This is a genomic window from Nonlabens agnitus, from assembly GCF_002994045.1.
Lineage (GTDB): Bacteria > Bacteroidota > Bacteroidia > Flavobacteriales > Flavobacteriaceae > Nonlabens > Nonlabens agnitus.
Window position 1 is genome coordinate 24051 of sequence record NZ_MQUC01000003.1, and the last position, 26724, is coordinate 50774.

The following is a 26724-nucleotide window of genomic DNA, read 5'->3' on the forward strand; positions in this document are numbered from 1 at the left end:
AAATGGTTTTGTTATGAGTTCGCTTTCGCGAAAGCGAACCCGTCACCATCATTTTTCCTATTTTTGAAGGTTCCAGGCAGCGCATCTCAAACCGCTTGCCCAATGCCAAAATCCCATGATTGCACGTACCACTGTTGATGCCGTTTTTGACGCCGCTCGAGTAGAAGAGGTGATAGGTGATTTTGTGCAATTGAAAAAATCAGGATCTAATTTTAAAGGCCTGAGTCCATTCTCTGACGAGCGTACGCCTAGTTTTATGGTATCGCCAGTGAAGCAAATCTGGAAAGATTTTTCCAGTGGTAAAGGTGGCAATGCCGTCACTTTTATTATGGAGCATGAACATTTCACGTTTCCAGAAGCCATTAAATACCTTGCCAACAAATACGGTATTGAAATAGAGGAAACCGAGCAAACCGACGAGCAAAAACAGATGCAGGATGAGAAGGAGTCCATGTTTCTGGTCTCAAAGTTTGCGTCAGAATGGTTTGCAGGACAGCTCAAAACTGATGAAGGTCGCGCCATAGGTTATAGTTACTTCAAGGAACGCGGCTTTACGGACGAGACGATCAATTACTTTCAGTTAGGGTATTCTCCAGAACAGTGGAGCGCCTTTACAGATGCCGCTATCAAGGCTGGCTACAAAGTTGACTTTCTTGAAAAAACAGGACTAACCATTGTTAAGGACGATAAGCAGTTTGATCGTTTTAAAGGACGCGTGATGTTTCCCATAAGAAGCATGTCTGGTAGAGTTTTAGGTCTTGGCGGTAGGATTCTGGACAGTTCCAAAAAGGCAGCAAAGTACCTCAACTCACCACAAAGTGAGATCTATGACAAGTCCAAGGTGCTTTATGGCATCTATGAGGCAAAACAAGCCATGGCCAAAGAAGATTTGTGTTACCTGGTAGAAGGTTACACAGATGTAATACAACTGTATCAAGCAGGTATACAGAACGTGGTCTCCAGTTCTGGAACAGCACTTACTACAGAGCAAATACGATTAATAAGCAGGCTTACCAAGAATATTACGGTACTATATGATGGCGATGCTGCTGGATTGAGAGCCGCCATACGTGGTATCGACTTGATTCTTGAAGCAGGAATGAACGTGCGTGTCTGTACTTTTCCAGAAGGTGAAGATCCAGACAGCTTTGCAAAATCCCACACAGAATCAGAGATAAGAACCTTCTTGAAGGATAACGCTGTTGATTTTATCAGATTCAAATCTGGATTGTTGAAGGATGAGGCTGCTGGTGACCCGATCAAGAAGGCAGGAATGATACGCGAGATCGTTCAAAGTATTTCTAAGATTCCAGATGAGATCTCACGCGAAATCTATGTACAGGAAAGCGCCGCAATTCTGGATATAGGTGAAGATGTCTTGTTTTCAACACTGGCGCAAATGCGCAATGCAGAGATTAGCGAGGTGAGAAAAAAGAATCGTCGCGAGCAGGAAGCACAGACGATGCAAAAGGTCCCTAACGCACCAGCGGCTGCGGTAGTGGATCGACGTGAAGTGCTGGAGCGCAACATCATTAGAATTCTGTTGCTTTACGGTGACCGTGATGAAGAGTTTATCGAGGAGTATATCCAAGAGCCTGACGGCAATGAAATCGAGGTCATCAAGAAAAAGGAAAGTAAACCTGTATATGAGAAGATATTCCTGGACCTTCAAGAAGATGAGGTAGAATTCTCTAATGCGTACTTTAAAAACCTATACCCTAAACTGATCGATATTTTCTTGATGCAGGGAAAAATCGATGTGAATACCGTGATGTCAGAATTAGAGGATCAAGAAGCCCAACTTATTGCAGATCTCATCATGGATGAAGACCGTTACCAATTGAGCAAATGGGAAGAGAAACAAATTTTTGTTAAGCAAAAAGACGATACTGTGGCTACCTATGTTACCGACACGATTCTTAACTTCCGTAGGTTGATGATTGCAGAAAAGGTAAAAGCACTCTACTCAGATTTAAAACCTTCTATAGATGAAGAAGATAATCTGGAAGCTTTAACCTCAGTTATCGATTACAATAAATTGAACCAACACTTAGGAAAAAGGCTTAATCGAGTAATTTAATTTACTTGGTAGTGATTTGCAGTAATCTGGATTGGTGGATTAAATCTGCGATATTATCCACGTTCAATTTTTTCAGCAGGCGAGTTTTATAAGTGCTTACCGTTTTCTCGTTGATGGAAAGATCTTGGGCGATTTCCTTATTACGTTTACCTCTAGACAATAGATTAAGAACTTCTATCTCTCTAGTAGAGAGCGTTTTGAATTTAAGGATTTCCTGTTTTTCAGAATCAGAACTCTTTTTGTTTTTGATGTTTTCAGAAATGAATCTTTCACCTTTAACAATAGTCAGTAGGGCGTGCTTTACTTCTTTGACTGTACGGGTTTTAGAAATGAAACCTTGAGCTCCTGCTTTCAATGAAGAAACGGCATAAATCTCTTCAGGATGGCAACTTACTACGAGTACTTTAAGATCTGGGAAATGAGTTCTAATTTGTCTTAGAGAACCTACTCCATTAGAGTTGGGTAAATCAATTTCTAGAATCAGGACGTCTGGCTCCTGTTTTTGTATTTCAGAAATCAAAAATTTACCATCCTCAACTTTTCCTTTAAATTCAAATGTCTTGTCGCCTTTCAACATACATTTCAGTCCACGACGAAATACGGGATGATGATCAGCTATAAGTATTTTCATTTACAAAAGTTAAATGTTGATTGGTACAAATATAAATTCAACTATAATACTTCCTACACAAACATTCGTAGGTATAAACCTACTTTACAATACTTTATGAGTTCTTTTATCTTAAATTGTGAGTAAATTCCCAAACAGGAATTGGCTTCATTTTATGTTGGTTTCTTGTGTTGTAAGAAAAGTAGATATCAAGTATTTCTTTCTCTCTACCTGTAAAGGAGTCAATTGACTTGCCTTCAGCTAGTTGATTCATGGCCCATTCCAGTTCGTCGTAGGAAGCGCCTATTTGATCTTCATCCGTACGCTCTGCACCATAAAGTCCATCGCTAGGCGCAGCCTTCATAATGCTCTCTGGCACTTTTAAGTGTGCTCCCAGTTTATATACCTCGCTTTTCATTAGATCTGCAATAGGACTGATGTCCACGCCGCCATCACCATATTTAGTGTAGAACCCAACGCCAAAATCTTCAACCTTATTTCCCGTACCAGCAACCAGTAAGCTGTTCATGCCTGCATGAAAATAGAGTGTCGTCATGCGCAACCTCGCTCTGGTATTACCTTCAGTCAGTGCTCGTACCGCATCTGGCCCACCATCAGGCATGGCCTTTACAAATGTGTCAAACACAGGCGTGAGATCACTACGTTCATCTCTTACATTTACAAAACGCTCCTTGAGTTGCGCGATATGTTCCTGGGCACGCGTCACATGGTCTGCATGCTGGTGTATAGGCATTTCCACACAAAGCACGTCAAGTCCAGTCATGGCGCATAGTGTAGAAGTTACTGCGCTGTCAATACCACCACTCACACCCACAACATAACCTTTAACACCAGCGTTGAGTGCATAATCCTTCAGCCATTTTGCGATCGCCGTCGCTACTTTTTCTGTTTGCATAATCGTATTTTTGCCTTTCAAAGTTATTTCTTAAGTCGGACAGTTCCTATATGATTAACAGGATTAAAACGGTTTTAGTGGTTCTCGCTTTCGCGAAAGCGATCATATCATGCCATACCGCAAACCCACAAGAGCAGGAAATCAAATCGATCCCATTGCAAGTGGACCTTATCCAGTTTCATGAAGAGTTTGCCACGGCACCATCCAATGAGTTGGATAACCTCAAAGCCAAATACCCAGCATTTTTCCCCAATTACGTTCCAGATAGCGTATGGATGGATAAAATGGAAGGCCGCGATACCATTCAAAATGTTCTTGAAGAAGCAGTTGGTAATGCCGGTTTTGATTTTGAGGAAATCAAAGAAGAGGTAGAGTTGGTCATGAAACATGTAGAATATTATTTCCCAGAGTTTGAACCATCTCCCATAATTACGGTGCTTAGTGAGGTAGACAATGATCTTAAAGTGTTGCCTACGCCTAATTATCTTATCATAGGTATTGATAACTATCTAGGTGCAGACCATGAGCTCTATGCAGGCATCAATAGATACAAAGCGGTCACGCTGGAAAGGGATCGCATACCGGCAGATGTTGCGCTGGCATATGCTAAATTGTTTGTTCCGCCTACAAACAGCCGTCAGTTCCTGGAACAGATGATTTATTACGGCAAGCTTCATTATCTACAACAAAACTTTGCGCCATCATCCAGTATCGCCCAGATCATGGGTTATGCAGAAAATAAGGCTCAATTCTCACTAGAGAATGAAGAACAGATCTACCGCTATTTTGTGGATAGGGAACTTTTATACAGTACAGACCCAAAGCTGCTTACCAGGTTTATCCTGCCGGCACCTTTTTCTAAATTCTATCTGGAAATAGATAACGAGACGCCAGGCGGCGTGGCACAATATATAGGATGGCAAATAGTAGCCAGCTATGCCGAAAACAATAATGCAAGCCTACAGGATGTGATCAACACACCTGCCGAAGAAATTTTTAATCAATCCCGATACAAACCAAGATCCTAAATGTCAAAGAACAAACGATCAGAAATCAAGATAGGAATAGAACTCGATGAGAACCGTGTGCCAGAAAACATCGTATGGAGCGCTCCTGATGGTGGCGTGGATACCGCAGTAAGTAAAGCTATGATGGTGTCCATGTGGGATAGTGTAGAGAAGGAAAGTTTCCGTATCGATCTGTGGACAAAAGATATGCCTGTGGATGAGATGCGTGTATTTTTCCACCAGACCTTAGTAAGCATGGCAGATACCTATCATCGCGCCACCAATGATGAAAAGATGCGCGACACCATGCTGGACTTTTGCGACTACTTTGCAGAAAAGCTGGAATTGAAGAAAGAGGATTAGTAGTTTTTTGTTTTTAGAGACAAGAAGGAGGATAATTCATAATAGGGTTCAAGTTTCAACCATCTCCAATGCTTGAATAGATTGTTATTGTGCTTTCTTCTCATACTGTAGGCAATTGACAAGACAACTGCCAAATAGTTATCGTGATCAAACATCAACCGTTTTTAGCGGCAGGTCAAGAAACGGTTATATTGAAATAATCCACCTTTAAAACTTTTCTGATTCCCATAATCTTAGATTGAAACCATCGCTAATGAAAATACTTCTGCTATCTATTCTATATATATTTTGCTCCCAGACAAATGCTCAAGATTTGAGAGTAGTCGACTGGATCAACAAAAATTCTATTAAAATAGAAAATGCAGAGAAGGAACAAAACCTTCAGTCTTCCATCAAAATCTTCCAAAAAAATTCGCTGATGCAAAAATTTTTGGTTTTGGAGAGGCTACTCATCATAGTAAAGAGTTTTTTGAAATAAAGGCCAAGTTTTTTAAGTATTTGGTGGAAACTCAAAACGTTAAAACATTTATCATTGAAGATTCTTATGTTGCAGAAGCAGGTATAAACGAGTGGATTAGCGGAGGAAAAGGGAACGTCGAAACCATCGCAGAGAACCTCACAATATATCCATGGCGCACGAAAGAAGTCGTCAATCTTTTACAATGGATGCGTAATTATAATCTGACTGAAATTGAAAAAGAACAGATTCGATTTTTTGGAATGGATATTCAGGTCGTTACTAATATTAATAATGAAATCCATGATGCAATCAATGAATATAATATTACAGTAAGTGATGAGCTTTTAAGCATCATGGATAAATGCGTAGAGAAAAAAATAGTGTACAATTATGGAAAAGAGAATAACTGGGCTGATACTTATATCCCTAGGCTCAATGAGCTAGAAAATATTCTGCTTAAATTCAAAATTAATCTAGCCAAAGAAAATACTGAACAGCTTGATAAAGCCATTAGAGCTTTAGCCTATATTATTAAATATACTTATTATATTCAAAATCATTACAGTCAAGATAGAGATCTGAAAATGTATGAGAATGTAAAGTGGATTGTAGAGAATAAATCAAATAATGGCAAGGCATTCATTTGGGCTCATAATGAGCATATCAATAATAGAGGATTTTTAAATTACACTACACGAAAAATCCACAACTTAGGATGGCATTTGAAGCAACAGTTTAAAGACGATTATTATAGTGTCGGCTTTGATTTTGGAAAAGGAGCCTTAAGAAGTTATATCATTAATGATGATCAGTCACGTGAGTGGCAGATTTACAATTTAGAAAAGCCTTATCCAAAAACCTATGCGGAAACTTTAATTGAGGCGGAAGACGATATTTATTTTATTGATATGGCTAATGCACTGAAGGGAAGTGCAGCTAAGTTTTTTGATAAGAAAAAGAAGCAACTTCTGTTAGGTGGCCCTGGATATAATCTTATAGATATTGACCACAATTTTCAAAAAAAGAGGTTTTCTAAAGCCTTTGATGGATTGATCTTCGTTGAAAGTATTTCACCGCCAAATCGTAATTTACGGACGGATTGACCTTAAATCTTATTTCTAAAATGTCAGAACTACCCTTTGACCACAAACAACTCATCGAACTGGCCTGGTACAAGATGCCATTCGGTGCGCATAAGGGTAAGTTTTTGAGTGAATTACCAGAACCTTATTACACCTGGTTCAGGCGTCAGGGATTTCCTCAAGGGAAATTAGGCAATTACATGCAAACCGTTTGTGATATGAAAGTCAACGGGATTGAGAGTTTGCTAAGAGAAATTCGTAAGAATACGGTAAACGATCATTAATCTATCGTTTGATTGATCCCATCAATATAAGCTAGTAATTCGTCGCGACCGGTTTTGTTGGAAGCGCTAGTGACAAAATAAGGAGGCACTTCTTCCCAAATACCTTCTAGTAGAGCGTTCTTGTAATTCTCCACATTGCGCTCCAGCGCATTGGGTTTCAATTTATCGGCCTTGGTAAATATGATCCCGAATGGTATACCGTTTTCACCTAGATATTCCATGAACTCTGTATCAATAGGCTGTGGATCATGACGCACATCTACCAGTACAAAAGCACTGACCAGCTGCTGGCGCTTTTCAAAATAATTGGTGATGAACTTCTGGAATTTGGCTTTGCTGCTTTTGGACACTCGCGCATATCCATAACCCGGTAAATCCACTAGGTACCAATTCTTATTGATGATGAAGTGATTGATAAGCTGTGTTTTCCCTGGTCTTCCAGAGGTTTTGGCCAGATTCTTACGATCAGTCAACATGTTGATCAAAGAAGATTTGCCCACGTTGGATCTACCTATAAAGGCATACTCAGGTAACTTGTTGGTAGGGCACTTTTTTACTTCCTGATTTGAAATAACAAATTCGGCGCTATTGATTTTCATAATAGAAGGAGTTTAGAACTGGCGTTCTTCCAGCCATTTGTGAAGGATCTCGTTGAACTCTTCAGGATGCTCCATCATGGCAGCATGCCCGCATTTGTCGATCCAGAATAGGTCGCTATCCGGTAGTTTTTCATGAAATTCTTCTGCCACATTAGGCGGCGTTACACCATCCTGTTTTCCCCAGATGATGCAGGTAGGCGTGGTCATTTTAGGCAGATCCTTTGCCATGTTGTGACGTATCGCACTTTTTGCAATAGCAAGTGTCTTGATCAATTTTTTACGGTCATTTACAACGCCAAAAACCTCATCCACTATTTCCTTTGTCGCTACCGCTGGATCGTAAAAGACGTCCTCACTTTTTTTCTTGATGTAGTCATAATCGCCACGCTTGGGATAGCTCTCACCCATCGCACTTTCATACAGTCCAGAACTACCGGTAATCACAAGGGCTTTGATTTTCTTGGGATATAATTTTGTGGTTACTAGACCTATGTGACCGCCTAAAGAATTGCCTAGAAGAATCACTTCCTTGAATCCCATGTGATCGATGAACTTATTGATATGCTTTGCAAAAGTTCCCACACTCGTCTTGATCAACGGCATGGTGTACAAAGGCAAAGTAGGCACGATGACTTGATAGCCCAACTTTGGGAAATAGTCAATAACGCCCTGGAAATTACTCAGGCCGCCCATCAAACCATGTAAGATAATTATCGGAGTTCCTTCTCCCGAAGTGTAGTACTCAAACTTACCATCCTTAATTAAATCGTGCGTCATATTGGGTAGTGTCAAAGACAAATATAGGCGTTTTGGTTTTATGAAATCTTCCAAATCGGCCATTGATCTTGTGGCGGGATTGTTTAGAGTTCGCTTTCGCGAAAGCGAGCTAATCCTCAACTTCATCGATTACCAGATTGTTAATAAGTGGCATAGTTATTCAAGAATGGAGCGTTTTATCAACATTGTGGTAAAAAGTGGGAACAAGTGGTAAATACTTTTCTATATTTGATTACATAAGCCGCAGATCCAGCTTTTTAATGAATCATTTTATAGGAACATACGAGTGCAAAGCAGACGCCAAAGGACGTTTCATGATGCCCGTCGCCATCAAGAAGCAATTGCTTCCCATGCTGGATGATGGCTTTGTGATACGCAGGTCTGTGTTCCAGCCTTGTCTTGAATTGTATCCCATGAGTGAATGGAATGCCGTGATGGAAAAAATAGGCAAGCTTAACAGGTTCAATAAAAAGCATAATGATTTCATACGCCGCTTTACGGCAGGCGTCAAGATGGTAGAAGTGGATGGTAATGGTAGGTTGTTGATTCCCAGTGACCTTAAAGCTATTGCTGGAATCACCAAAGACTTGACCATCGCCAGTGCGGTGAACATCATTGAAATCTGGGATAAAGATAAATACGAGAATGCCATTGACGAGTCTGCACTAGACTTTGCAGATCTCGCACAAGAAGTAATGGGAGATGACACAAATGACCTCTTATCATGATCCAGTCCTCTTGAAGGAATCTGTTGATGGACTCGATATAAAGCCAGGCGGTGTTTATGTCGATGTTACTTATGGTGGTGGCGGTCATTCCAGAGAAATCCTGAAAAGATTGGGTCCTGATGGTAAACTATATGGATTTGATCAAGATCCAGATGCGCTGGCAAACATCATTGATGATGATAGATTTGAGCTCATTCCCGAGAATTTTAGATACATCAAGAGATTCTTAAGGTTGCACGGCTATAAAAAAGTCGACGGTATCCTGGCAGATCTAGGTGTGAGTTCGCACCAATTCAATGAGGCCAGCAGAGGTTTTTCCACACGATTTGATGCACGACTCGATATGCGTATGAATCAAAAAGCGACCGTGGATGCCGTAAGTATTGTCAATGATTATGACGAGCAGGAACTGCGTCGCATTTTTAAGGAATATGGTGAATTGCGCAACGCACCACGCATAGCACGTGAAATCGTAACAGCGCGCAAAACCAAAAGCATTCAAACCGTTCAGGATCTCAAGGATATTTGTGCGCCACTAGTTCCCGCAAGAATAGAGAATAAACAAATGGCTCAAGTTTTTCAAGCCATACGTATAGAGGTGAATCAAGAAATGGATGTGCTTCATGAGTTTTTGGAGCAGTGCAAGGATTTGTTGGAGCCTGGTGGCAGACTAAGTGTGATTTCTTACCACTCATTAGAGGATCGACCAGTAAAAAGATTCATACGCAATGGTCTTTTTGAAGGTGAACCAGAAAAGGATGTGTACGGTCGTGTGAGTGTACCCTTTAAAAAAGTAGGCAACCTGATCGTGCCCAGCAAAGAAGAATTGAAACAAAACAGCCGTGCTCGCAGTGCAAAATTGCGCATCGCAGAACGAATAGAACAGGAATAATATGGCAGCACAATTCTATGACATATTACGCGGCAATTTTCTAACCAACAGGGATGCGCTCAAGAACTGGAAATTCATCTTGTTCGTGACCGGTCTCGCATTGATCATGATTTATACAGGTCACAATTTTGAGAGCAAGGTGCATTATATAGGCCAGCTCAATGATGAGGTGAGCGAGTTGCGTAGCCAGTATGTTGATGGTCAGCGACAATTGATGTTTTTGCAAATGGAGAGCACTGTGGCCAGTAGACTCAAGGAAACCGGTATCGCTCCAGCAAAAGAGCCGCCGTACAAACTCATTATAAACACGTCTCATGGCAACGACTGATAAGAACATATTGCATAGGGTATATGCCGTCAGCATCTTCTTTGCCGTGGTAGCGATCGCTATTGTGGCGCAAATCGTTCGTATTCAGTTTTTTGAAGGCGATGCCTATCGTGCCAAGGCCGAAGAGCGCATCTTCCGCAATCAAATGGTAGAGGCAAATCGTGGTAATCTATATGATTCGAATGGGCAACTTTTGGCGACCTCGATCACTAAATATGACATACGATTTGATGCCGTTGCTCCTAGTCAAAAGGATTTTAATAATGAGATAGAGCCTTTGGCGAGTTCGCTTTCGCGAAAGCTGAACAAACCAAAATCTTATTTCTTAACCAAATTCAGAAAGGCGAGAACCAATAACTCCAGATACCTGCACATCATAGACGATATCAATTATACCGACTTGATGGAACTGAAAAGTTTCCCATTGTTCAAGCGCGGTGCCAATCGTGGCGGTTTGATCGTAGAGCCACATGTAGAGCGTGAATATCCGCTTGGAAAAATGGCAGAACGCCTAGTGGGTTATGATGAGGTCGGTAAACCTAGAGTTGGGTTGGAAGGTGCCTACCGCAACTTTTTGAAAGGTGAAAACGGTTCCCGATTGGAACAAAAAATATCTGGCAACCAGTGGAAACCTATCAACAACGTCAATGAGATTGAGCCTAAAGATGGGCTGGACGTTTACACAACCATCGATGTAAACATGCAAGACGTGGCGCACCATGCGTTGCTGGAGCAGTTGGAATATTTTGAGGCAGATCACGGTACTGCAGTCGTGATGGAAACCGCGACTGGCGAGATCAAGGCCTTGTCAAATCTAGGCCGCTCGTCTGATGGTAAATATTTTGAGAAACGCAATTATGCGTTATGGGAATCTCACGAGCCTGGTTCGACGTTTAAACTGATGAGTGTGATTGCTGCTCTTGAAGATAAAGTCATCGATACCAGTACCGTTTTTGATACACAAAACGGGAAGATTTCCTATTACGGTCGCAATGTGCGCGACTCAAAATATGGTGGTTACGGCAAGATCAGTGTTGCGAGAGCTTTTGAACTGAGTTCTAACACAGCATTGGTTCAAATGGTTCAGGATAATTATGGTAGTGATCCTGAAAAGTATGTCGACCGCTTGTACAGCATGAATCTTAATGATAAGCTCAACCTTCCCATAATTGGTGAAGGGAAGCCTATGATTCCGCATCCAGATGATGAGAATTGGAGTGGTTTGTCGCTGCCCTGGATGGGATTTGGTTATGGTGTGCGGTTAACGCCTCTACAAACCTTGACCTTCTATAATGCTGTGGCTAATAATGGTGTGATGGTCAAGCCTCGCTTGATCAAGGAAGTAAGGTCTAAGGATAAGATGATTGAGAAATACGATCGCGAGATCATCAATCCGTCCATTTGTAGTCAAGAGACAATCGATAAGGTAAAGGTCATGATGGAGAATGTGGTCAAGCGCGGTACCGCAGACAATCTTTATAGCAGCCGTTTTTCCATGGCTGGTAAAACTGGAACCTGTCAAACCGAATACTGGAAAGGCAGCGGTAACTATATCGCCTCTTTTGCAGGGTACTTTCCAGCAGATAAGCCCAAATACAGCTGTATAGTGGTAATCCATAAACCAAACACGGCCAAAGGTTATTATGGTAACATTGTCGCAGGACCAGTTTTCAAAAAAATTGCTCAAAAAATATACGCCAGTAATCCACAAGCAGATGAGGTGCAGTTACCTGAAGCAGTTCCTGTCAAAATTCAGAATAGCTTAAAGTCCTACTATACCAAGGCACAAAAAACCTCGAAAGATCTACCAGATTTAAGAGGCATGGATGCCATGGATGCGATTGCCATTATTGAAAATATGGGCGCTAAAGTAAGAATTGTTGGCGCAGGTAAAGTCAAGTCTCAAAGTATTAAGCCTGGAACCAAGATCAATACGTCTCATCAAGTAATCCTGACGCTATCATGAAAATACTAAGAGACATATTGTATAAAGTAAGACTGGATACGGTAATAGGATCTACTGATCTTAAGGTAAACCATATTCACTTTGATTCCCGTAAGGTCAAGAACGGCGACGTCTTTATAGCTCTCAAGGGAACCGTAAGTGACGGCCATGATTTTATAGACAAGGCCATTGAGTTAGGTGCAAAGGCAATCGTAGTTGAAGATATGCCTGTTGATAAGAAAAAAAACGTCACTTATGTAGTGGTTGAAAATTCTCATGAAGCACTCGCTTTGATGGCGGCAAACTACTACGAGAATCCTTCAAGAGATCTTAAACTGATTGGGGTCACAGGAACAAATGGTAAAACCACTACTACCAGTTTGCTGTACCAACTCTTTAAAAATGTGGGATACAAAACTGGGCTTATTTCTACGGTAGAAATTTTGATCAACGGTAAATCCATCCCAACGAAGCACACGACTCCAGATCCTCTCACCATCAACGATCATCTTGCTGCTATGCGAGATGCTGGTGTGGATTATTGTTTTATGGAAGTGAGCAGTCATGGTATCGCACAGGAGCGTGTGGCAGGATTGCATTTTGCAGGTGGTATTTTCACCAACCTATCTCACGACCACCTAGATTATCACGCCACGTTTGCAGAATATCGCGATGTCAAAAAGAGGTTCTTTGACGGCTTGCCTGCAGGTTCTTTTGCTCTTTATAACAAAGATGACAAAAACGGACCTATCATGGTCCAGAATACTAAGGCTAGAAAACTAGGCTACGCTTTAAAAACCTATACAGATTATCAAGCCAATGTGCTTGAAAATCAATTTGGCGGCTTGCTATTAAAAGTGAATGGTCACGAGTTGTGGACCAAGATGATTGGTGAGTTCAATGCATACAATGTGCTAGCGATATATGCATGCGCCATAGAATTGGGATTGGAAGAAATGGAAGTTCTTGAAGCCATATCAAAATTGGATGGTGTTTCTGGAAGGTTTCAATATTTCACAACTGTAAAGGACAAGATCACTGCTATAGTAGATTATGCACACACTCCAGATGCACTTAAAAACGTGCTGGAAACCATTAATAGCATACGTACTAAAAATGAAAAGGTCATTACGGTAGTAGGTTGCGGTGGCGATAGAGATCGCACCAAACGTCCCATTATGGCAAATGTGGCTACTACATTGAGCGATATGGTTATCCTAACCAGCGATAATCCCAGAACTGAAGATCCGCAAGCGATTTTAAAAGAAATGGAAGCTGGCGTGGAACCACAGAATTACAAGAAGGCCATCACCATTGCAGATCGTGAGCAAGCCATCAAGACAGCGGCCAATATGGCGAATCCACAGGACATCATTTTAATCGCTGGAAAAGGTCATGAAACCTATCAGGAAATCAATGGCGTGCGTCATGACTTTGATGATCGCCTTAAGATTACAACCATCCTCAAAAACCTTGATAAATAATGCTGTACTATCTATTTCAATATTTGGAGAGTGAGTTTCAAATGCCTGGTGCATCCTTGTTTGGATTCATCACATTTAGATCAGCACTAGCATTTGTTTTCTCATTAGGCTTTTCCACCATTTACGGTAAACGTATCATTAATTATTTACAAAGAAAACAAGTAGGTGAAAGTGTACGCGATTTAGGTCTGGAAGGTCAGGCTCAAAAAGCAGGAACACCTACCATGGGTGGCGTCATAATTATTTTAGGTACGTTGATTCCGGCGTTGTTGTTGTGTCAACTGGATAACATTTATGTGATCATGCTATTGATCACAACCGTCTGGATGGGTTGTATAGGTTTTACAGATGATTACATCAAGATATTCAAAAAGGACAAAGGTGGTCTTAAAGGCTGGTTCAAGGTTATTGGTCAGGTAGGTTTAGGCCTGATTATAGGTGCGATCATGTTTTTTAATGAAGACGTTACAATCAAAGAGGAATTGGTAAACCCAGTAAATTCTCAAGAGTTAATTACCCAGAATTCATTGGCAGAATTTGGTCCAGCAGAGCACTCTACTAAAACTACCATTCCTTTTGTAAAAGAGAATGAGTTCGATTACGAATCATTGGTCACTTGGATCGATCCAGATCTAGCGCCTTTTGCATGGTTGATCTTTATTCCTATTGTCATATTTATCGTTACCGCAGTATCCAACGGCGCCAATCTTACTGATGGTATCGATGGTCTCGCGGCTGGAACCAGCGCTATTGTCGTGGTCACGTTGGCATTGTTTGCGTGGATTTCTGGAAACATCGTTTTTGCAGATTATCTCAATGTTATGTACATCCCTAATTCTGGAGAAATGGTGGTGTTTATTACCGCATTCGCTGGAGCGTTGGTAGGATTTTTATGGTACAACACCTTTCCGGCGCAAGTTTTCATGGGCGATACTGGTAGCCTCACCATAGGTGGTGTTATCGCTGTACTTGCCATAGCAACTCGCAAGGAACTCTTGATCCCGATTTTGTGTGGTGTATTCATCATGGAAAACTTATCGGTAGTCATGCAGGTTAGCTGGTTCAAGTACACCAGGCAAAAATTTGGTGAAGGACGCCGCATCTTTTTGATGTCGCCACTACATCACCACTATCAAAAAAGAGGTTTCCATGAATCCAAAATCGTTGTGCGATTCTGGATCGTCGGTATCCTACTCGCCATCATATCCATCGTCACACTCAAGGTACGTTAATGATACAGGAGAAATTCACATATAATTTTTCTAACATCGTCATTCTCGGCGGTGGCATTAGTGGTATGGGCGCCGCATTGCTGGCTGCTGATCGTGGCTATAAGGTCTTTTTGAGCAATAGGGATGAATTGAGTGACGCTTTCGCGAAAGCGTTACAAACCCACAACATTCCCTACGAGACAGGTGCTCATACACTTGAAAAAATCCTTGCTGCAAGTCTAATCGTGAAAAGTCCCGGCATTCCAGATACTGCCGAGATCATCCAGAAAGCCACCAAAGCTGGAATTCCCGTGATTTCTGAAATTGAATTTGCCGCAGAACATTCTAACGAGACCATCGTAGCCGTAACTGGTAGCAATGGAAAAACAACCGTTACCAGTTTACTAGGACATCTATTCACTCAAGCGGGAATGGATCATACCATGGGCGGCAACATAGGCAAAAGTTTTGCTCAACAAGTCACCGAATCTCCTGCCGAGGTGCGTCTACTGGAAGTAAGTAGTTTCCAACTGGACGGCATCAATAATTTCAAGCCTAAGGTCGCTGTATTGCTTAATGTGACGCCAGATCATCTGGATCGCTATGACTACAAGTTTGAAAACTATCTGGCTTCAAAAATGCGCATCGCCATGAACCAGGATCAAGATGATTATCTGGTGTACAATGCAGACGATGAAGCTATAGGGCAGGCTTTAAAAACAACCCCAATAAGATCCACACTAGTTCCATTCTCGATGACAAAAGAATTGGAATATGGTGCATCACTCATAAACAATACAATTAAGATCGCCATCGATCAAACCCCATTTACTATGCCATTAGAACAACTTTCCCTCAAGGGACAACACAACACTGCAAATGCCATGGCTGCTGCTACCACCGCAAAACTTTTGAAGATACGTAAAGAGACGATCAGACAAAGTATGCAATCCTTTCAAGGTGTGGAGCACAGACTAGAGCAAGTGCTTAAAATCAACAAGGTTCAATATATCAACGACTCTAAGGCCACTAACGTTAATGCTACATTTTATGCTTTGGACAGTATGGAACAGCCCACAGTTTGGATTGTTGGTGGCGTGGACAAGGGTAACGATTACTCACAACTGTACCATCTAGTGAACAAGCATGTCAAAGCGATCGTTTGCCTAGGTGTCGATAATTCTAAAATAGTAGAAGCTTTTGGTAGCTGTGTAGAGCAAATGGTAGAAACCAACTCCATGGAAGATGCCGTGCGAGTGGCCTATAAGTTGGCTAACGCAGGCGATACCGTATTGCTAAGTCCAGCCTGTGCGAGTTTTGATTTGTTTGACAATTATGAGGATCGTGGCCGTCAATTTAAAAAAGCAGTAAGAGGATTATAATTTGAAGATCAAAGACTACATATCTGGCGATTCCTTTTTATGGGCACTGGTATTGATACTGGCGATATTTTCGTTTTTACCAGTATACAGTGCCAGTAGTAATTTGGCCTACCTCAATGGCGGTGAAGGTAATACGCTCAAATATGTGATCAAGCACTTTGCACATTTAGTTTTGGGATTGGGCATCGCTTATACCTTCCATAAAATACCCTATAATTATTTCAAGGGATTGAGTTTTATCATGCTGCCCATCGTGATTTTACTACTCATTTTCACAGCCTTTCAGGGAACTGAAATGGATGGAGCAAACGCCAGTCGCTGGATTCAAATCCCAATTGTAGGTGTAGGTTTCCAGACCAGTACACTGGCCGCAGTGGTTTTAATGGTTTGGGTAGCTCGCTATCTTAACGCCATGCGGGATAAAGTCATTGAATTCAAGAAGTCGCTTTTGCCTTTATGGTTGCCAGTAGGATTGATCTTGGCACTCATATTACCATCCAATTTCTCAACGACAGCGATATTGTTTTTAATGGTTTTGCTAGTGTGTTTTATAGGTGGTTATCCATGGAAATACTTATTAGCTATCGTTGGTAGCGGTTTGTTGGTGTTGACTTTATTTATCATTACCGCAAAGGCTTTCCCAGACGCATTCCCTAATCGCGTCGACACATGGGTAAGTCGTATTGAAAGCTTCTCTGGTGACGGAACCTCAGATTCAGAATATCAGGTGGACAAGGCAAAAACAGCCATAGCAACTGGGTACGTTTGGGGACAAGGTCCAGGCAAAAGCCAGCAAAAACACTTTTTACCACAATCCAGCAGCGACTTTATCTATGCGATTATCATAGAAGAATTTGGTCTCATAGGTGGCGCCGTGATATTGCTGGTCTATATGCTGGTCTTGTTCAGACTAGTGGTCATTGCCAATAAAGCTGATACCATTTTTGGAACCTTACTAGTCATAGGTGTCGGTTTCCCCATTGTTTTACAAGCATTGATCAATATGGCGGTAGCCGTGAATCTATTTCCAGTAACAGGTCAAACCTTACCGTTGATTTCCAGTGGTGGAACCTCCATCTGGATGACGTGTATGGCGATAGGAATTATTTTAAGCGTAAGTGCAAAAAGACAAGCTATAAAAGCTCAGGAAACTCCTGAGGAAGAATTGAACCCATTAGACGTGTTGAGTGAAGTCTTATAGAATTATCATATCTGGCGGTGGCACAGGTGGCCACATTTTCCCTGCGATCTCGATTGCAAATGAATGCCGTCGTAGATGGCCCGATTGTGCCATTCTATTCGTAGGCGCAAACGACCGCATGGAAATGGAGAAAGTTCCAGCGGCCGGTTATGAAATCAAGGGTTTGTGGATAAGCGGCTTGCAAAGAAAACTGTCTGCCAAAAATCTATCCTTTCCATTGAAGGTGGTGAAAAGTCTTATGGATGCACGCAAGATTGTCAGTGAATTTAAGCCTGATGTCGCTATAGGTACTGGCGGTTATGCCAGTGGTCCGTTATTATTTATGGCGCATAAAAAAGGGGTACCAACTTTAATCCAAGAGCAAAATTCCTATGCAGGGATAACCAATAAACTACTTGCTAAGAAAGTGGATAAAGTCTGTGTGGCGAGCGATCACATGGAACGATTTTTCCCGAAAAATAAAATAGTTTTTACCGGCAATCCGGTGCGTCAGGATCTGGTAGATCAAAAAACTTCAAAAGCAGAAGCATTACAACATTTCGGTTTTGAGGATTCGAATAAAAAAACACTTTTAGTTTTAGGTGGCAGTTTAGGTGCCCGCAGGATTAATCAACTGATTGAAAGTCAATTGGAGTTGCTCCAGCAGGACACCCAGATCATCTGGCAATGCGGGAAGCTGTACTATGATCAATATAAAAAACACGATAGCAACACGGTTAATGTGAATGCTTTCTTGAACCGCATGGATCTGGCTTATGCTGCGGCAGATTTCATTATTTCCCGTGCTGGCGCCGGTACGATATCAGAGTTGGCACTTATAGGCAAGCCCGTCATTTTTATACCATCACCTCACGTCGCCGAAGATCACCAGACTAAAAACGCACTCGCCATCCAGGATAAAGATGCGGCGCTCATGATAAGAGAACAGGAACTGGACGATAATTTCCCGATGATCTGGAAGCAGCTCTCCAGTGATACAGCTTTACAGCAACGACTGTCTGCAAACCTCTCCAAACTCGCAAAACCCAACGCGACCGTAGAGATCGTCAACCATATTAAAGAACTCATTGATGCGTGATTTGAAAGACATAACCCATTTTTATTTCATCGGCATCGGCGGGATTGGAATGAGTGCGCTGGCGCGTTACCTGCACACGCAAGGCAAGCATGTAGCTGGCTATGACCGTATCGTCACGTCACTTTCAAAAAAGTTGGAAGATGAAGGTATTGATATTCATTATGAAAGCAAATTTGATAAGATCCCTTCGGCCTTCAAAAATCCCGAAACAGCACAGGTAGTGTACACGCCAGCCGTTCCACAAACCTTTGATGAATTAGTTCGCTTTCGCGAAAGCGGAATACCCATCACCAAACGTGCTCAATTGCTGGGTCAGATTTCTAAAACAATGACCTGTCTGGCCATCGCTGGAACTCATGGGAAGACGACAACCAGTGCGATTTTGGCGCATTTACTATATCAAAGCGACATTAAAACCACAGCCTTTTTGGGCGGAATTCTAGAAGGGTACAACACCAACTACCTGAATAGCGGTACCGATGTGATGGTCGTTGAGGCAGATGAATTTGACAGGTCTTTTCTACAATTGGAGCCTAATGTGGCAGGTGTGACGGCTATTGATCCAGACCATTTGGATATTTATGGAAACGAGGAAGAATTTAGAAAGGCTTTTGAAGAATTTGGTGCGCTAGTTCCTGAAGGTGCGTTGTTTATCAATGAATCTGTCAAGCTTTCTGGTAATACCATAGGTTTTGATTCTGGCGATTATCATACCAGCCATTTGACCATCGTCGACGGCGCCTATTACTTCAATTTGGTAACTCCATCTGGAACTATAAAAAATTGGAGTTTGAGGTTGCCTGGAAGACATAATCTGGCAAACGCGATTTTGGCAGTTGCCATGGCGCTTGAATATGGTGCTGATCCTGAAAAACTTAAAAAAGCACTGGCCACCTTCAAAGGTGTGGAACGCAGGTTCTCTTACAAGTTAGACACTGAAAAATTTGTTGTCATTGACGATTATGCGCATCACCCAACCGAAATCAATGCGGTGTATCAAGCCGTCGCTGAAATGTATCCTGATGAAGAATACACCGTTATTTTCCAGCCGCACTTGTACTCACGCACTAAGGATTTCATGGATGATTTTGCATCCAGTTTATCGCAATTTCACAAGGTAGGTATGCTTAACATTTATGCTGCAAGAGAAGAGCCTATGGAAGGTGTTCATGCTGCAGTGCTATGTGATTTAATTCGTAATCAGGAACAATCGCCACACATGACGACCTTGCTGGAAAAGGAAGATATAGCAGAGTTTGTAAAAGAAATGGGTAATAGGATAGTGCTGTTACTGGGAGCTGGTGATATAGGAGCCGAAGTGGAACGAGTAGTTAAAGAATTGGCACGATGAAGAGGATATTCAATCTATTGATTCTACCTGTAATTCTTGTTGGGATTTTGGCGCTGTATTCTTTTGCTAACAAGCGTCATTACAATCGCGAAATCACAGATATAAATATCTCATTTACAGATTACAGTGATCCGTTTATATCTGAAGATAACGTTAATAAATTGTTGATACAAAAAGAAGATAGTGTCGATAATCGGCTGGTAGAAAAATTAGATTTGAATAAGAGCGAGACCAGACTTGTCGCAGACCCAATGATCAGAGCCGCAGAGGTTTCTGTGGATCTTAACGGGAAACTACATGTTATGGTAGAGCAACGCAGGCCACTAGCAAGATTGTTAGGAGGCCTTAATGTCTATCTGGATAGTGATAATAGCATCATGCCGCTATCAAGTGAACACACGGCGTTGGTTCCTGTAGTCTTGGGCTTCAAGCCTGAATTTCAGGAAGAGTTGTATGAATTTTTAGTCTATCTAGAAAATGATGAGTTGCTTCATGCGGCAGTCACGCAAATTGTTCTGGATAGCAAGGGAAACGCCACTTTGATGTTGCGTTCCAATGATATGAGATTAAAACTGGGCAAGTTGGATAAGTTGCATAGTAAGATGACCAACTTTAAAGCAATGCTTGCCAAGGTAGAAAAAGACAAAGCAGTCGATCAAATCAAAGCGATGGACTTGAGGTTTGACGGTCAGGTAATTGTAGTTAAAAAGGAAGAATAATGGAACCACAAGAATTTGCAGTAGGACTAGACATAGGTACGACAAAGATCGTTGCCATGATTGGTCGCAAAAATGAGTACGGCAAACTTGAGATCCTAGGTGTAGGAAGATCAAAAAGTCTGGGCGTTCATCGTGGTGTGGTCAACAATATCACGCAAACGATCACCTCCATACAACAAGCGGTTTCACAAGCTGAAGCCGTGAGTGGTATACAAATCAAAGACGTTACCGTAGGTATTGCGGGACAGCACATACGTAGTTTGCAGCATAGCGATTATATCACTCGTGGCGATAGTGAAACAGTCATCAATCAAGATGATATCACAAAGTTGTGTAATCAGGTATTCAAGCTGGTCATGCTGCCAGGTGAAGAGATCATCCACGTGTTGCCTCAAGAATATAAGATTGATGGACAGTCAGAGATCAAAGAGCCCATTGGAATGTATGGTGGCCGATTAGAGGCTAACTTTCATGTAGTGGTTGGTCAGGTGGCGTCCATTAGAAATATAGGTCGCTGTGTAAAAAGCGCTGATCTGGAATTGTCAGACATCACTTTAGAACCTCTCGCGAGTGCAGATGCTGTTTTGAGTCAGGAAGAAAAAGAAGCTGGAGTAGCGCTCATCGACATAGGTGGTGGTACCACAGACCTCGCAATTTTTAAGGATGGAATCATTCGTCACACCGCAGTGATACCTCAAGGAGGTAACATCATCACTCAAGATATCAAAGAAGGCTGCTCAATCATTGAAAAGCAGGCAGAGCTGCTCAAAACAAAATTTGGTAGTGCATGGCCAGGCGAGAATAAGGAAAACGAAATCGTTTCTATTCCAGGTTTGCGCGGTAGAGAGCCTAAGGAAATTACCCTAAAGAACTTGAGCAAGATCATTCATGCCAGAGTGATTGAGATTCTGGAAACCGTATTTGTTGAGATTAAGAATTACGGTCATGACGAACCTAAAAAGCAATTGATCGCTGGTGTGGTGCTTACCGGTGGCGGTAGCCAGCTCAAGCATATCAAACAGCTAGCGGAATATGTTACAGGAATGCCCAGTCGTATAGGCTATCCTAACGAGCACCTTGCTGGCGACAGCGATACAGAAAGTACCAGCCCGTTGTTTGCAACAGCGGTAGGATTGGTATTGAAAGGATTAGAGGCAAATGAATTCCATACAGCAAAAAGCCAGCAAAAGGAAGCAGCGGTTTCCAATGCTAATGCTGGAAATAACACGCCGGTAGAAGAAAAGCCTAAAGCACCTGAAACAGAAGAACAGCAAACCGTAACCCAACCTAGAAAGAGCAAAGGCATATTTGAGAATTGGGCCAATAAGTTCAAGGACTTTCTGGACAAAGCAGAATAGAAGAAATAAAAAAGAAAAGGAAAATAACGAAGGCCTTAAAACCACCTTCAACAATAAAGTAGTAAAGGTAAAAGTAGCAATATATGAGCAACGACGATTTTAATAGTATCGCATTTGATCTACCTAAAAACCAATCCAACGTGATCAAGGTTATAGGTGTAGGTGGTGGTGGTAGCAACGCCATCAAGCACATGTTCCAGCAAGGAATTAAAGGTGTGGATTTCGTAATCTGCAATACAGATTCACAAGCCTTGGAAAACAGTCCAGTTCCCAATAAGATTCAGTTGGGAGTTACCTTGACCGAAGGTCTTGGTGCAGGTGCAAATCCTGAGGTTGGTGAGCGCGCTGCACAAGAGAGCATAGAAGATGTGAGAGCCATGCTCGATGCGAGAACTAAAATGGTATTTATCACCGCAGGAATGGGTGGTGGTACTGGTACTGGTGCTGCGCCTATCATTGCACAAGTCGCTCGTGAAATGGAAATCCTTACGGTTGGAATCGTGACGACACCATTCCATTTTGAAGGAAAAGTACGTAATGAACAAGCACAGAAAGGAATTGAAAAATTCCGCAAGAACGTGGATTCATTAGTGATCATCAATAATAACAAACTGCGCGATGTGTATGGAAATCTGGGCTTCAAGGCTGGATTCTCAAAAGCAGATGAGGTACTTGCTACTGCCTCACGCGGTATTGCAGAGGTAATTACCAACCACTACACGCAAAACATTGACTTGCGTGATGCAAAAACCGTATTGTCAAATTCTGGAACAGCGATTATGGGAAGTGCTCAGGCCACTGGTTCCAACCGTGCCCAAGAAGGAATTCTCAAAGCACTGGACTCTCCATTGTTGAACGACAACAAGATCACAGGTGCCAAAAACGTGTTGCTACTTATCGTTTCTGGAACTGAAGAAATTACCATTGACGAGATAGGTGAAATCAACGAGCACATCCAGAATGAGGCTGGCGGCGGCGCTAACATTATCATGGGTGTGGGCGAGGACGAGGCGCTGGGCGATGCCATCGCAGTTACCGTGATTGCCACGGGTTTTAATGCAGAGCAGCAAAACGAGATCTCAAATACAGAGGGCACGCGCATCATCCACACTTTGGAAGAGGAACAGCGAGCCACCCAGGTTTTGGAAGAGACCAACGATCGCGTGGTTGCAGGAACGCTTATCATGGATGAAGAGGTCGAGGAAAGCAAGAAGGATGAAGAAGAGTCCGCTTTCGCGAAAGCGGAATCACAACCAGCTCCATCACAATCAGAGCCATCCAGCGAGCCATTGATCATCATGCATGAACTAGGTGATGAAGAACCGGAGGAAATCATCGTTCCCAAAAACGAAAACCCATTAATCCCAACAACGGAATTTATCAAGAACCTGAACGTGGTTTATGAAGAAGTCCTGGATCAAGAACCACAATTGATTATTAAAGAAGAGGTTGTTGAAGAGCAACCGGTCGTTCACAAACTGGAAGAGGTAGAAGAAGAGGAAGATCAGTTTTTGCTCAACTTTGACTTGCCGTTGACTAAAAATGAGGAGCCTGCAGAAGAAAAGACCACCTACAATCTTGACGACATTGAAGTCAACGATGCAGTAGAAATCATTCCTATTACAGAGGTTTCTAATGAAGGTGTTAGAAAGTATTCCCTGGATGATTATATGGAAGTAGAGCAGACGTTGAACAACGCCAGACGATCTACTGAAAAACCTAAAACAGAAACAGAGCAGGTAAACATCAGAACCGTTGAAGCTCCTATCAATGCCGCTCCAGAAACAATCAAGAAAGAAGTCATGGAAGATCTGGATCCAACAGATCTACCTATCAATGAGGTTTTAAAAATGCGTGCTGAAGAACGTAAACGTAAAATGCACGCCTACAACTTCAAGTTCAAGAGCAGCCATAGACTGGAAGAAATTGAAAAGAAGCCGGCTTATCTAAGACATGGTGTGGAACTGGATGAAACTCCTACATCAAGCGATCGATCCAGAACGACCTTGTCTACAGACGAGAACAATGAGATCCAGTTGCGAGGTAATAACAACAGTTTCCTTCACGATAACGTAGACTAGAAAAGTTCTACATTTCAACTTTTAAAAAACCCGAAGCTAGATCACAGCTTCGGGTTTTTTTATACGACAGTTGCCCTATGGTATCGTTGCTGAATCAGTTTTAGTTTAGATGATCAAATCTACACCTATGAAACCGCTATCCATTCTATTTCTATTGACAGGCTTTTTAGTATTAGGTCAGCAGCCTGCTGAAAATACCTCAAATCCATCCTCTTTTATTGAAGGTGAAGAAAATCATATCTCTTATTATCAAGAGTTCATGCCAGATCAAATAAAGAATATTGGATTTAGGTATCCGCTGGCATCTTTTGACCAGCAACTGATCGCTTCTGGACTTCCTTACAATACCAACAAGAATCGAGATCAGTTTTTTGTTCAAGCCTCAGATAAACCTTATCGTGGCGTTATGTATACTTTTCTTGAGGGAACCGGTCATGAATTGGGACAGGTGACCATCTACTTCTATAACGAGGAAGCGGCCAGAGCCTATTATGCAGAGCAATTCAAAGGTAATTTTGACGAGAAGTCAGAATGGTCCTTTGTGAAATCGATAGAAGGTTTGCCCACAAGAACCATGGTCTGGCAATTTAAGGAAAGAGTATTTCTTGCAGCTAATTTACCCGGCAGTAACTGGTCAGGTAGCTTTTAATTGGCTTTAGAATCCCTATTTTTGTAAATCAATTTTGAATTATGAGTTTAGAGAAAGACGTCATGACCGCCATGAAAGAGGCCATGAAGGCAAAAGATCAAACAGCCCTTGCTGCTTTAAGAGCGGTAAAAAGCGAAATTTTACTTGCAAAAACTTCAGGAGCATCTGATGGTTTGAGTGAGGATGAAGAAATCAAACTGGTTCAAAAACTTGTCAAACAAAGAAAGGACAGTGCCCGCATCTATTCTGAGCAAAATAGGGATGACCTCGCTGAACCAGAACTGGCTCAAGCAGTTGTTCTTGAGCAATTCCTACCAGAACAATTAAGTGAAGAGGCTATTGAAGCTGTTGTCGCAGAAATCATCGTTCGCACCAATGCCGACGGTATGAAGGACATGGGAAAAGTTATGGGAATGGCAAATACCCAACTTGCAGGAAAAGCAGATGGTAGAACAATTAGCACTATTGTAAAAGCAAAATTGTCTTAAGTTTGCGCTTTCGCGAAAGCGAATAAAACGGCCGCGTGGCGCAACTGAATAGCGCACTGGATTTCGGCTCCAGCGGTTACAGGTTTGAATCCTGTCGCGGTCACGAATAAATACAAATACCCTAAAAATGTCTGAGCTCGCTCAAGCATTTTTAGGGTATTTGTATTTTCAGAGCGGAGCTTTATCAGGATCACCTCTAGGTAATCCTTTTTTTATAATGAGCTCATTCAAGCATTTTTAGGGCGTTTGTATTTTCAGAGCGGTGCTTTACCAGGATCACCTTTAAGTAATCCTTTATTTTTTTATGATGAGCATTCGCTCAAGCATTTTTAGGGTATTTGTATTTTCAGAGCGGAGCTTTATCAGGATCACCTCTAGGTAATTCTTATAGTTTTATGGTGAGCAATCGCTCAGGTATTCTATGTCTGCGAATCTTATTATAAGCTGTGCGCCATCAGCTGGCTTCTCGTTCTAAAAAGCCTCAGCAATTCCTAGATAGAGTTCGTTGGTCCCGCGACCAAAACCCCAATCCAACCTTATATTGAGGTTCTCTGATTCGTCCAGCTTATAACGCACTCCAACACCGTAACTAGGTTTCAAACTACTAAATTGAAATTCATCAATGTTTCTATAAACATCACCAGCACCAACAAAGACCACAGCACCTATTCTGGAATCTTTAAAGTTCTTGCGGTATTCTGCTTGAGCCGCGACCAGATCACGGTCTATAAAACGGCCCTCGCGATAACCGCGCATGATTTCACTGCTGCCTAGGAAAGAATATTCAGAAAATGGCTGGTTATTGCGTACCGTTCTACCTACGAACTGAAAACCTAGCACATCGTTATTTTTCTTAGAAACCTTCAAAAAATGTCTAAGGTCAATGCGCGTTAAATTGAATTTGTTGGTACCGCCTAAAAATTCTCCATATTTTCCATGGGTAAACTCTAAGTACCAACCCGAGGAGGCATTCAGGATAACATCACGACTATCATAAAGGGCTGCGGCTTCAACACCAACTGATGTGGAGCCATCAAAACCGTCCAATTGTTCTGTAGCGATAAGTCCATCTTCCTCAAAATCTGTATTGTAGATATGGTTGTAACGTATTCCAGCACCTATAAATAGATGTCTGAGAAATGCTTGTTTTAAAAAGATGGGCTCTACAAGAAGCTGGTTATAGTTGTAAATCTCTTCCGCAGATTCTGAAGTGCCATTACCTATCCCATAGTATAACCTGGGATAATTTTGAAAAAGAATATTTCCCTCGATCACCCATTTTTCCTGATTGGTAAATATTTCGAAACCAGAGTATAAGAAATATTGACTGTTCAACGTATATTGAAAAGTTATGGGCATATTGGAAACACGTGTCTCGTCACCACTACCTGCAAACTTGAATAAATATTTAGCACCTATACCAAAGGCAAAATCAGTCTCTGGAGAATAGCTCACAACTGGAGCAGCGATGAATTTAGAAGGATACAATGTTGAGTCCCGTTCTACCGCTTTCCTATTGGGATAGAAAGTGAACAACTCCTTCAAATTCTCAAATTGCGCATCAACTTGTGGTGTGTAAACTAGCCCAAGAAGCAATAAGATGGTAAGAACAAGATTTTTGGAAGTCGGCATGTATGAAAATTCTTTATAA

The 26724-nt window shown here is 41.8% G+C and carries 26 protein-coding genes and 1 tRNA gene; 22 read left to right on the plus strand and 5 right to left on the minus strand.

What is annotated here, in order from left to right; translation table 11 throughout:
• Positions 1-115 precede the first annotated feature (115 nt).
• A complete protein-coding gene (gene dnaG, locus BST86_RS00235) occupies positions 116-2080 on the plus strand; it encodes a DNA primase (RefSeq protein WP_105981517.1) in 1965 nt (654 codons plus the stop codon).
• A 1-nt stretch (position 2081) separates the two neighbouring features.
• Here dnaG and BST86_RS00240 read toward each other — a convergent pair whose 3' ends face one another.
• Both BST86_RS00240 and nadE read right to left on the minus strand, forming a co-directional pair.
• Complete coding sequence (locus BST86_RS00240; protein WP_055411939.1) at positions 2082-2711, minus strand: response regulator; 630 nt, start codon at positions 2709-2711, stop codon at positions 2082-2084.
• 106 nt (positions 2712-2817) lie between these two features.
• The gene (gene nadE, locus BST86_RS00245; RefSeq protein ID WP_105981518.1) at positions 2818-3606 is read right to left on the minus strand and encodes an NAD(+) synthase; all 789 of its coding nucleotides are present in this window, start codon (positions 3604-3606) and stop codon (positions 2818-2820) included.
• A gap of 50 nt (positions 3607-3656) precedes the next feature.
• On the opposite strand from nadE, the gene gldB reads away from it, so the two are divergent.
• From gldB to BST86_RS00265, 4 genes are all read left to right on the plus strand, one after another.
• Positions 3657-4634 carry a gliding motility lipoprotein GldB gene (gene gldB / locus BST86_RS00250; RefSeq protein WP_105981519.1) on the plus strand — a complete coding sequence of 326 codons (978 nt, stop codon included), beginning with the start codon at positions 3657-3659 and terminating at the stop codon, positions 4632-4634.
• Positions 4635-4976: a gliding motility protein GldC gene (gene gldC, locus BST86_RS00255; protein ID WP_105981520.1), complete on the plus strand. Its 342-nt coding sequence runs from the start codon at positions 4635-4637 to the stop codon at positions 4974-4976.
• 501 nt (positions 4977-5477) lie between these two features.
• A complete protein-coding gene (locus BST86_RS00260; protein WP_172443283.1) occupies positions 5478-6539 on the plus strand; it encodes an erythromycin esterase family protein in 1062 nt (353 codons plus the stop codon).
• A gap of 20 nt (positions 6540-6559) precedes the next feature.
• Positions 6560-6802: a DUF3820 family protein gene (locus tag BST86_RS00265; RefSeq protein WP_105981522.1), complete on the plus strand. Its 243-nt coding sequence runs from the start codon at positions 6560-6562 to the stop codon at positions 6800-6802.
• Here the strand turns inward: BST86_RS00265 and yihA are convergent.
• Together yihA and BST86_RS00275 are read right to left on the minus strand one after the other, a co-directional pair.
• Positions 6799-7401: a ribosome biogenesis GTP-binding protein YihA/YsxC gene (gene yihA, locus BST86_RS00270; protein ID WP_055411945.1), complete on the minus strand. Its 603-nt coding sequence runs from the start codon at positions 7399-7401 to the stop codon at positions 6799-6801. The two genes, BST86_RS00265 and yihA, sit on opposite strands and share 4 nt — an antisense overlap.
• A gap of 12 nt (positions 7402-7413) precedes the next feature.
• Positions 7414-8178, minus strand: a complete 765-nt coding sequence (locus tag BST86_RS00275; protein ID WP_055411946.1) for an alpha/beta fold hydrolase — start codon at positions 8176-8178, stop codon at positions 7414-7416.
• Between the two features lie 40 nt (positions 8179-8218).
• On the opposite strand from BST86_RS00275, the gene BST86_RS14825 reads away from it, so the two are divergent.
• The 17 genes from BST86_RS14825 to BST86_RS00360 all read left to right on the plus strand — a co-directional run bounded on the left by BST86_RS14825 (position 8219) and on the right by BST86_RS00360 (position 25176).
• On the plus strand, positions 8219-8392 hold the full coding sequence (locus BST86_RS14825; RefSeq protein WP_172443284.1) for a hypothetical protein: 174 nt from the start codon (positions 8219-8221) through the stop codon (positions 8390-8392).
• 46 nt (positions 8393-8438) lie between these two features.
• On the plus strand, positions 8439-8906 hold the full coding sequence (gene mraZ / locus BST86_RS00285) for a division/cell wall cluster transcriptional repressor MraZ (RefSeq protein WP_055411947.1): 468 nt from the start codon (positions 8439-8441) through the stop codon (positions 8904-8906).
• Positions 8881-9798 carry a 16S rRNA (cytosine(1402)-N(4))-methyltransferase RsmH gene (rsmH, locus tag BST86_RS00290; protein ID WP_105981524.1) on the plus strand — a complete coding sequence of 306 codons (918 nt, stop codon included), beginning with the start codon at positions 8881-8883 and terminating at the stop codon, positions 9796-9798. Before mraZ ends, rsmH begins: the two co-directional genes overlap by 26 nt.
• Position 9799: 1 nt before the next feature.
• Positions 9800-10126: an FtsL-like putative cell division protein gene (locus tag BST86_RS00295; RefSeq protein ID WP_055411949.1), complete on the plus strand. Its 327-nt coding sequence runs from the start codon at positions 9800-9802 to the stop codon at positions 10124-10126.
• On the plus strand, positions 10113-12092 hold the full coding sequence (locus BST86_RS00300; RefSeq protein ID WP_105981525.1) for a penicillin-binding protein: 1980 nt from the start codon (positions 10113-10115) through the stop codon (positions 12090-12092). Before BST86_RS00295 ends, BST86_RS00300 begins: the two co-directional genes overlap by 14 nt.
• Positions 12089-13555, plus strand: a complete 1467-nt coding sequence (locus tag BST86_RS00305; RefSeq protein WP_105981526.1) for a UDP-N-acetylmuramoyl-L-alanyl-D-glutamate--2,6-diaminopimelate ligase — start codon at positions 12089-12091, stop codon at positions 13553-13555. Before BST86_RS00300 ends, BST86_RS00305 begins: the two co-directional genes overlap by 4 nt.
• Positions 13555-14787 (plus strand): phospho-N-acetylmuramoyl-pentapeptide-transferase, encoded by a 1233-nt coding sequence (gene mraY, locus BST86_RS00310; protein WP_105981527.1) that lies wholly within the window; start codon positions 13555-13557, stop codon positions 14785-14787. The genes BST86_RS00305 and mraY overlap by 1 nt, the downstream gene beginning before the upstream one ends.
• Positions 14787-16148, plus strand: a complete 1362-nt coding sequence (gene murD, locus BST86_RS00315; RefSeq protein ID WP_105981528.1) for a UDP-N-acetylmuramoyl-L-alanine--D-glutamate ligase — start codon at positions 14787-14789, stop codon at positions 16146-16148. The genes mraY and murD overlap by 1 nt, the downstream gene beginning before the upstream one ends.
• A 1-nt stretch (position 16149) precedes the next feature.
• Complete coding sequence (locus BST86_RS00320; RefSeq protein ID WP_105981529.1) at positions 16150-17349, plus strand: FtsW/RodA/SpoVE family cell cycle protein; 1200 nt, start codon at positions 16150-16152, stop codon at positions 17347-17349.
• Entirely contained in the window at positions 17336-18427 is a 1092-nt protein-coding gene (gene murG, locus BST86_RS00325) for an undecaprenyldiphospho-muramoylpentapeptide beta-N-acetylglucosaminyltransferase (protein WP_105981530.1), read from the plus strand. Before BST86_RS00320 ends, murG begins: the two co-directional genes overlap by 14 nt.
• Positions 18420-19778 carry a UDP-N-acetylmuramate--L-alanine ligase gene (murC, locus tag BST86_RS00330; RefSeq protein WP_105981531.1) on the plus strand — a complete coding sequence of 453 codons (1359 nt, stop codon included), beginning with the start codon at positions 18420-18422 and terminating at the stop codon, positions 19776-19778. Before murG ends, murC begins: the two co-directional genes overlap by 8 nt.
• A complete protein-coding gene (locus BST86_RS00335; RefSeq protein WP_242446421.1) occupies positions 19775-20497 on the plus strand; it encodes a cell division protein FtsQ/DivIB in 723 nt (240 codons plus the stop codon). The genes murC and BST86_RS00335 overlap by 4 nt, the downstream gene beginning before the upstream one ends.
• Entirely contained in the window at positions 20497-21855 is a 1359-nt protein-coding gene (gene ftsA / locus BST86_RS00340) for a cell division protein FtsA (RefSeq protein WP_105981532.1), read from the plus strand. The genes BST86_RS00335 and ftsA overlap by 1 nt, the downstream gene beginning before the upstream one ends.
• An 83-nt stretch (positions 21856-21938) precedes the next feature.
• Positions 21939-23936 carry a cell division protein FtsZ gene (ftsZ, locus tag BST86_RS00345; protein WP_105981533.1) on the plus strand — a complete coding sequence of 666 codons (1998 nt, stop codon included), beginning with the start codon at positions 21939-21941 and terminating at the stop codon, positions 23934-23936.
• A gap of 127 nt (positions 23937-24063) precedes the next feature.
• Positions 24064-24585 (plus strand): hypothetical protein, encoded by a 522-nt coding sequence (locus tag BST86_RS00350; protein ID WP_146126675.1) that lies wholly within the window; start codon positions 24064-24066, stop codon positions 24583-24585.
• Positions 24586-24626: 41 nt separating this feature from the next.
• Complete coding sequence (locus BST86_RS00355) at positions 24627-25073, plus strand: GatB/YqeY domain-containing protein (protein WP_105981535.1); 447 nt, start codon at positions 24627-24629, stop codon at positions 25071-25073.
• A gap of 29 nt (positions 25074-25102) precedes the next feature.
• Positions 25103-25176 (plus strand) — tRNA-Arg (locus tag BST86_RS00360).
• A gap of 368 nt (positions 25177-25544) precedes the next feature.
• Here the strand turns inward: BST86_RS00360 and BST86_RS00365 are convergent.
• Complete coding sequence (locus BST86_RS00365; protein ID WP_105981536.1) at positions 25545-26705, minus strand: BamA/TamA family outer membrane protein; 1161 nt, start codon at positions 26703-26705, stop codon at positions 25545-25547.
• Between the last annotated feature and the right edge of the window lie 19 nt (positions 26706-26724).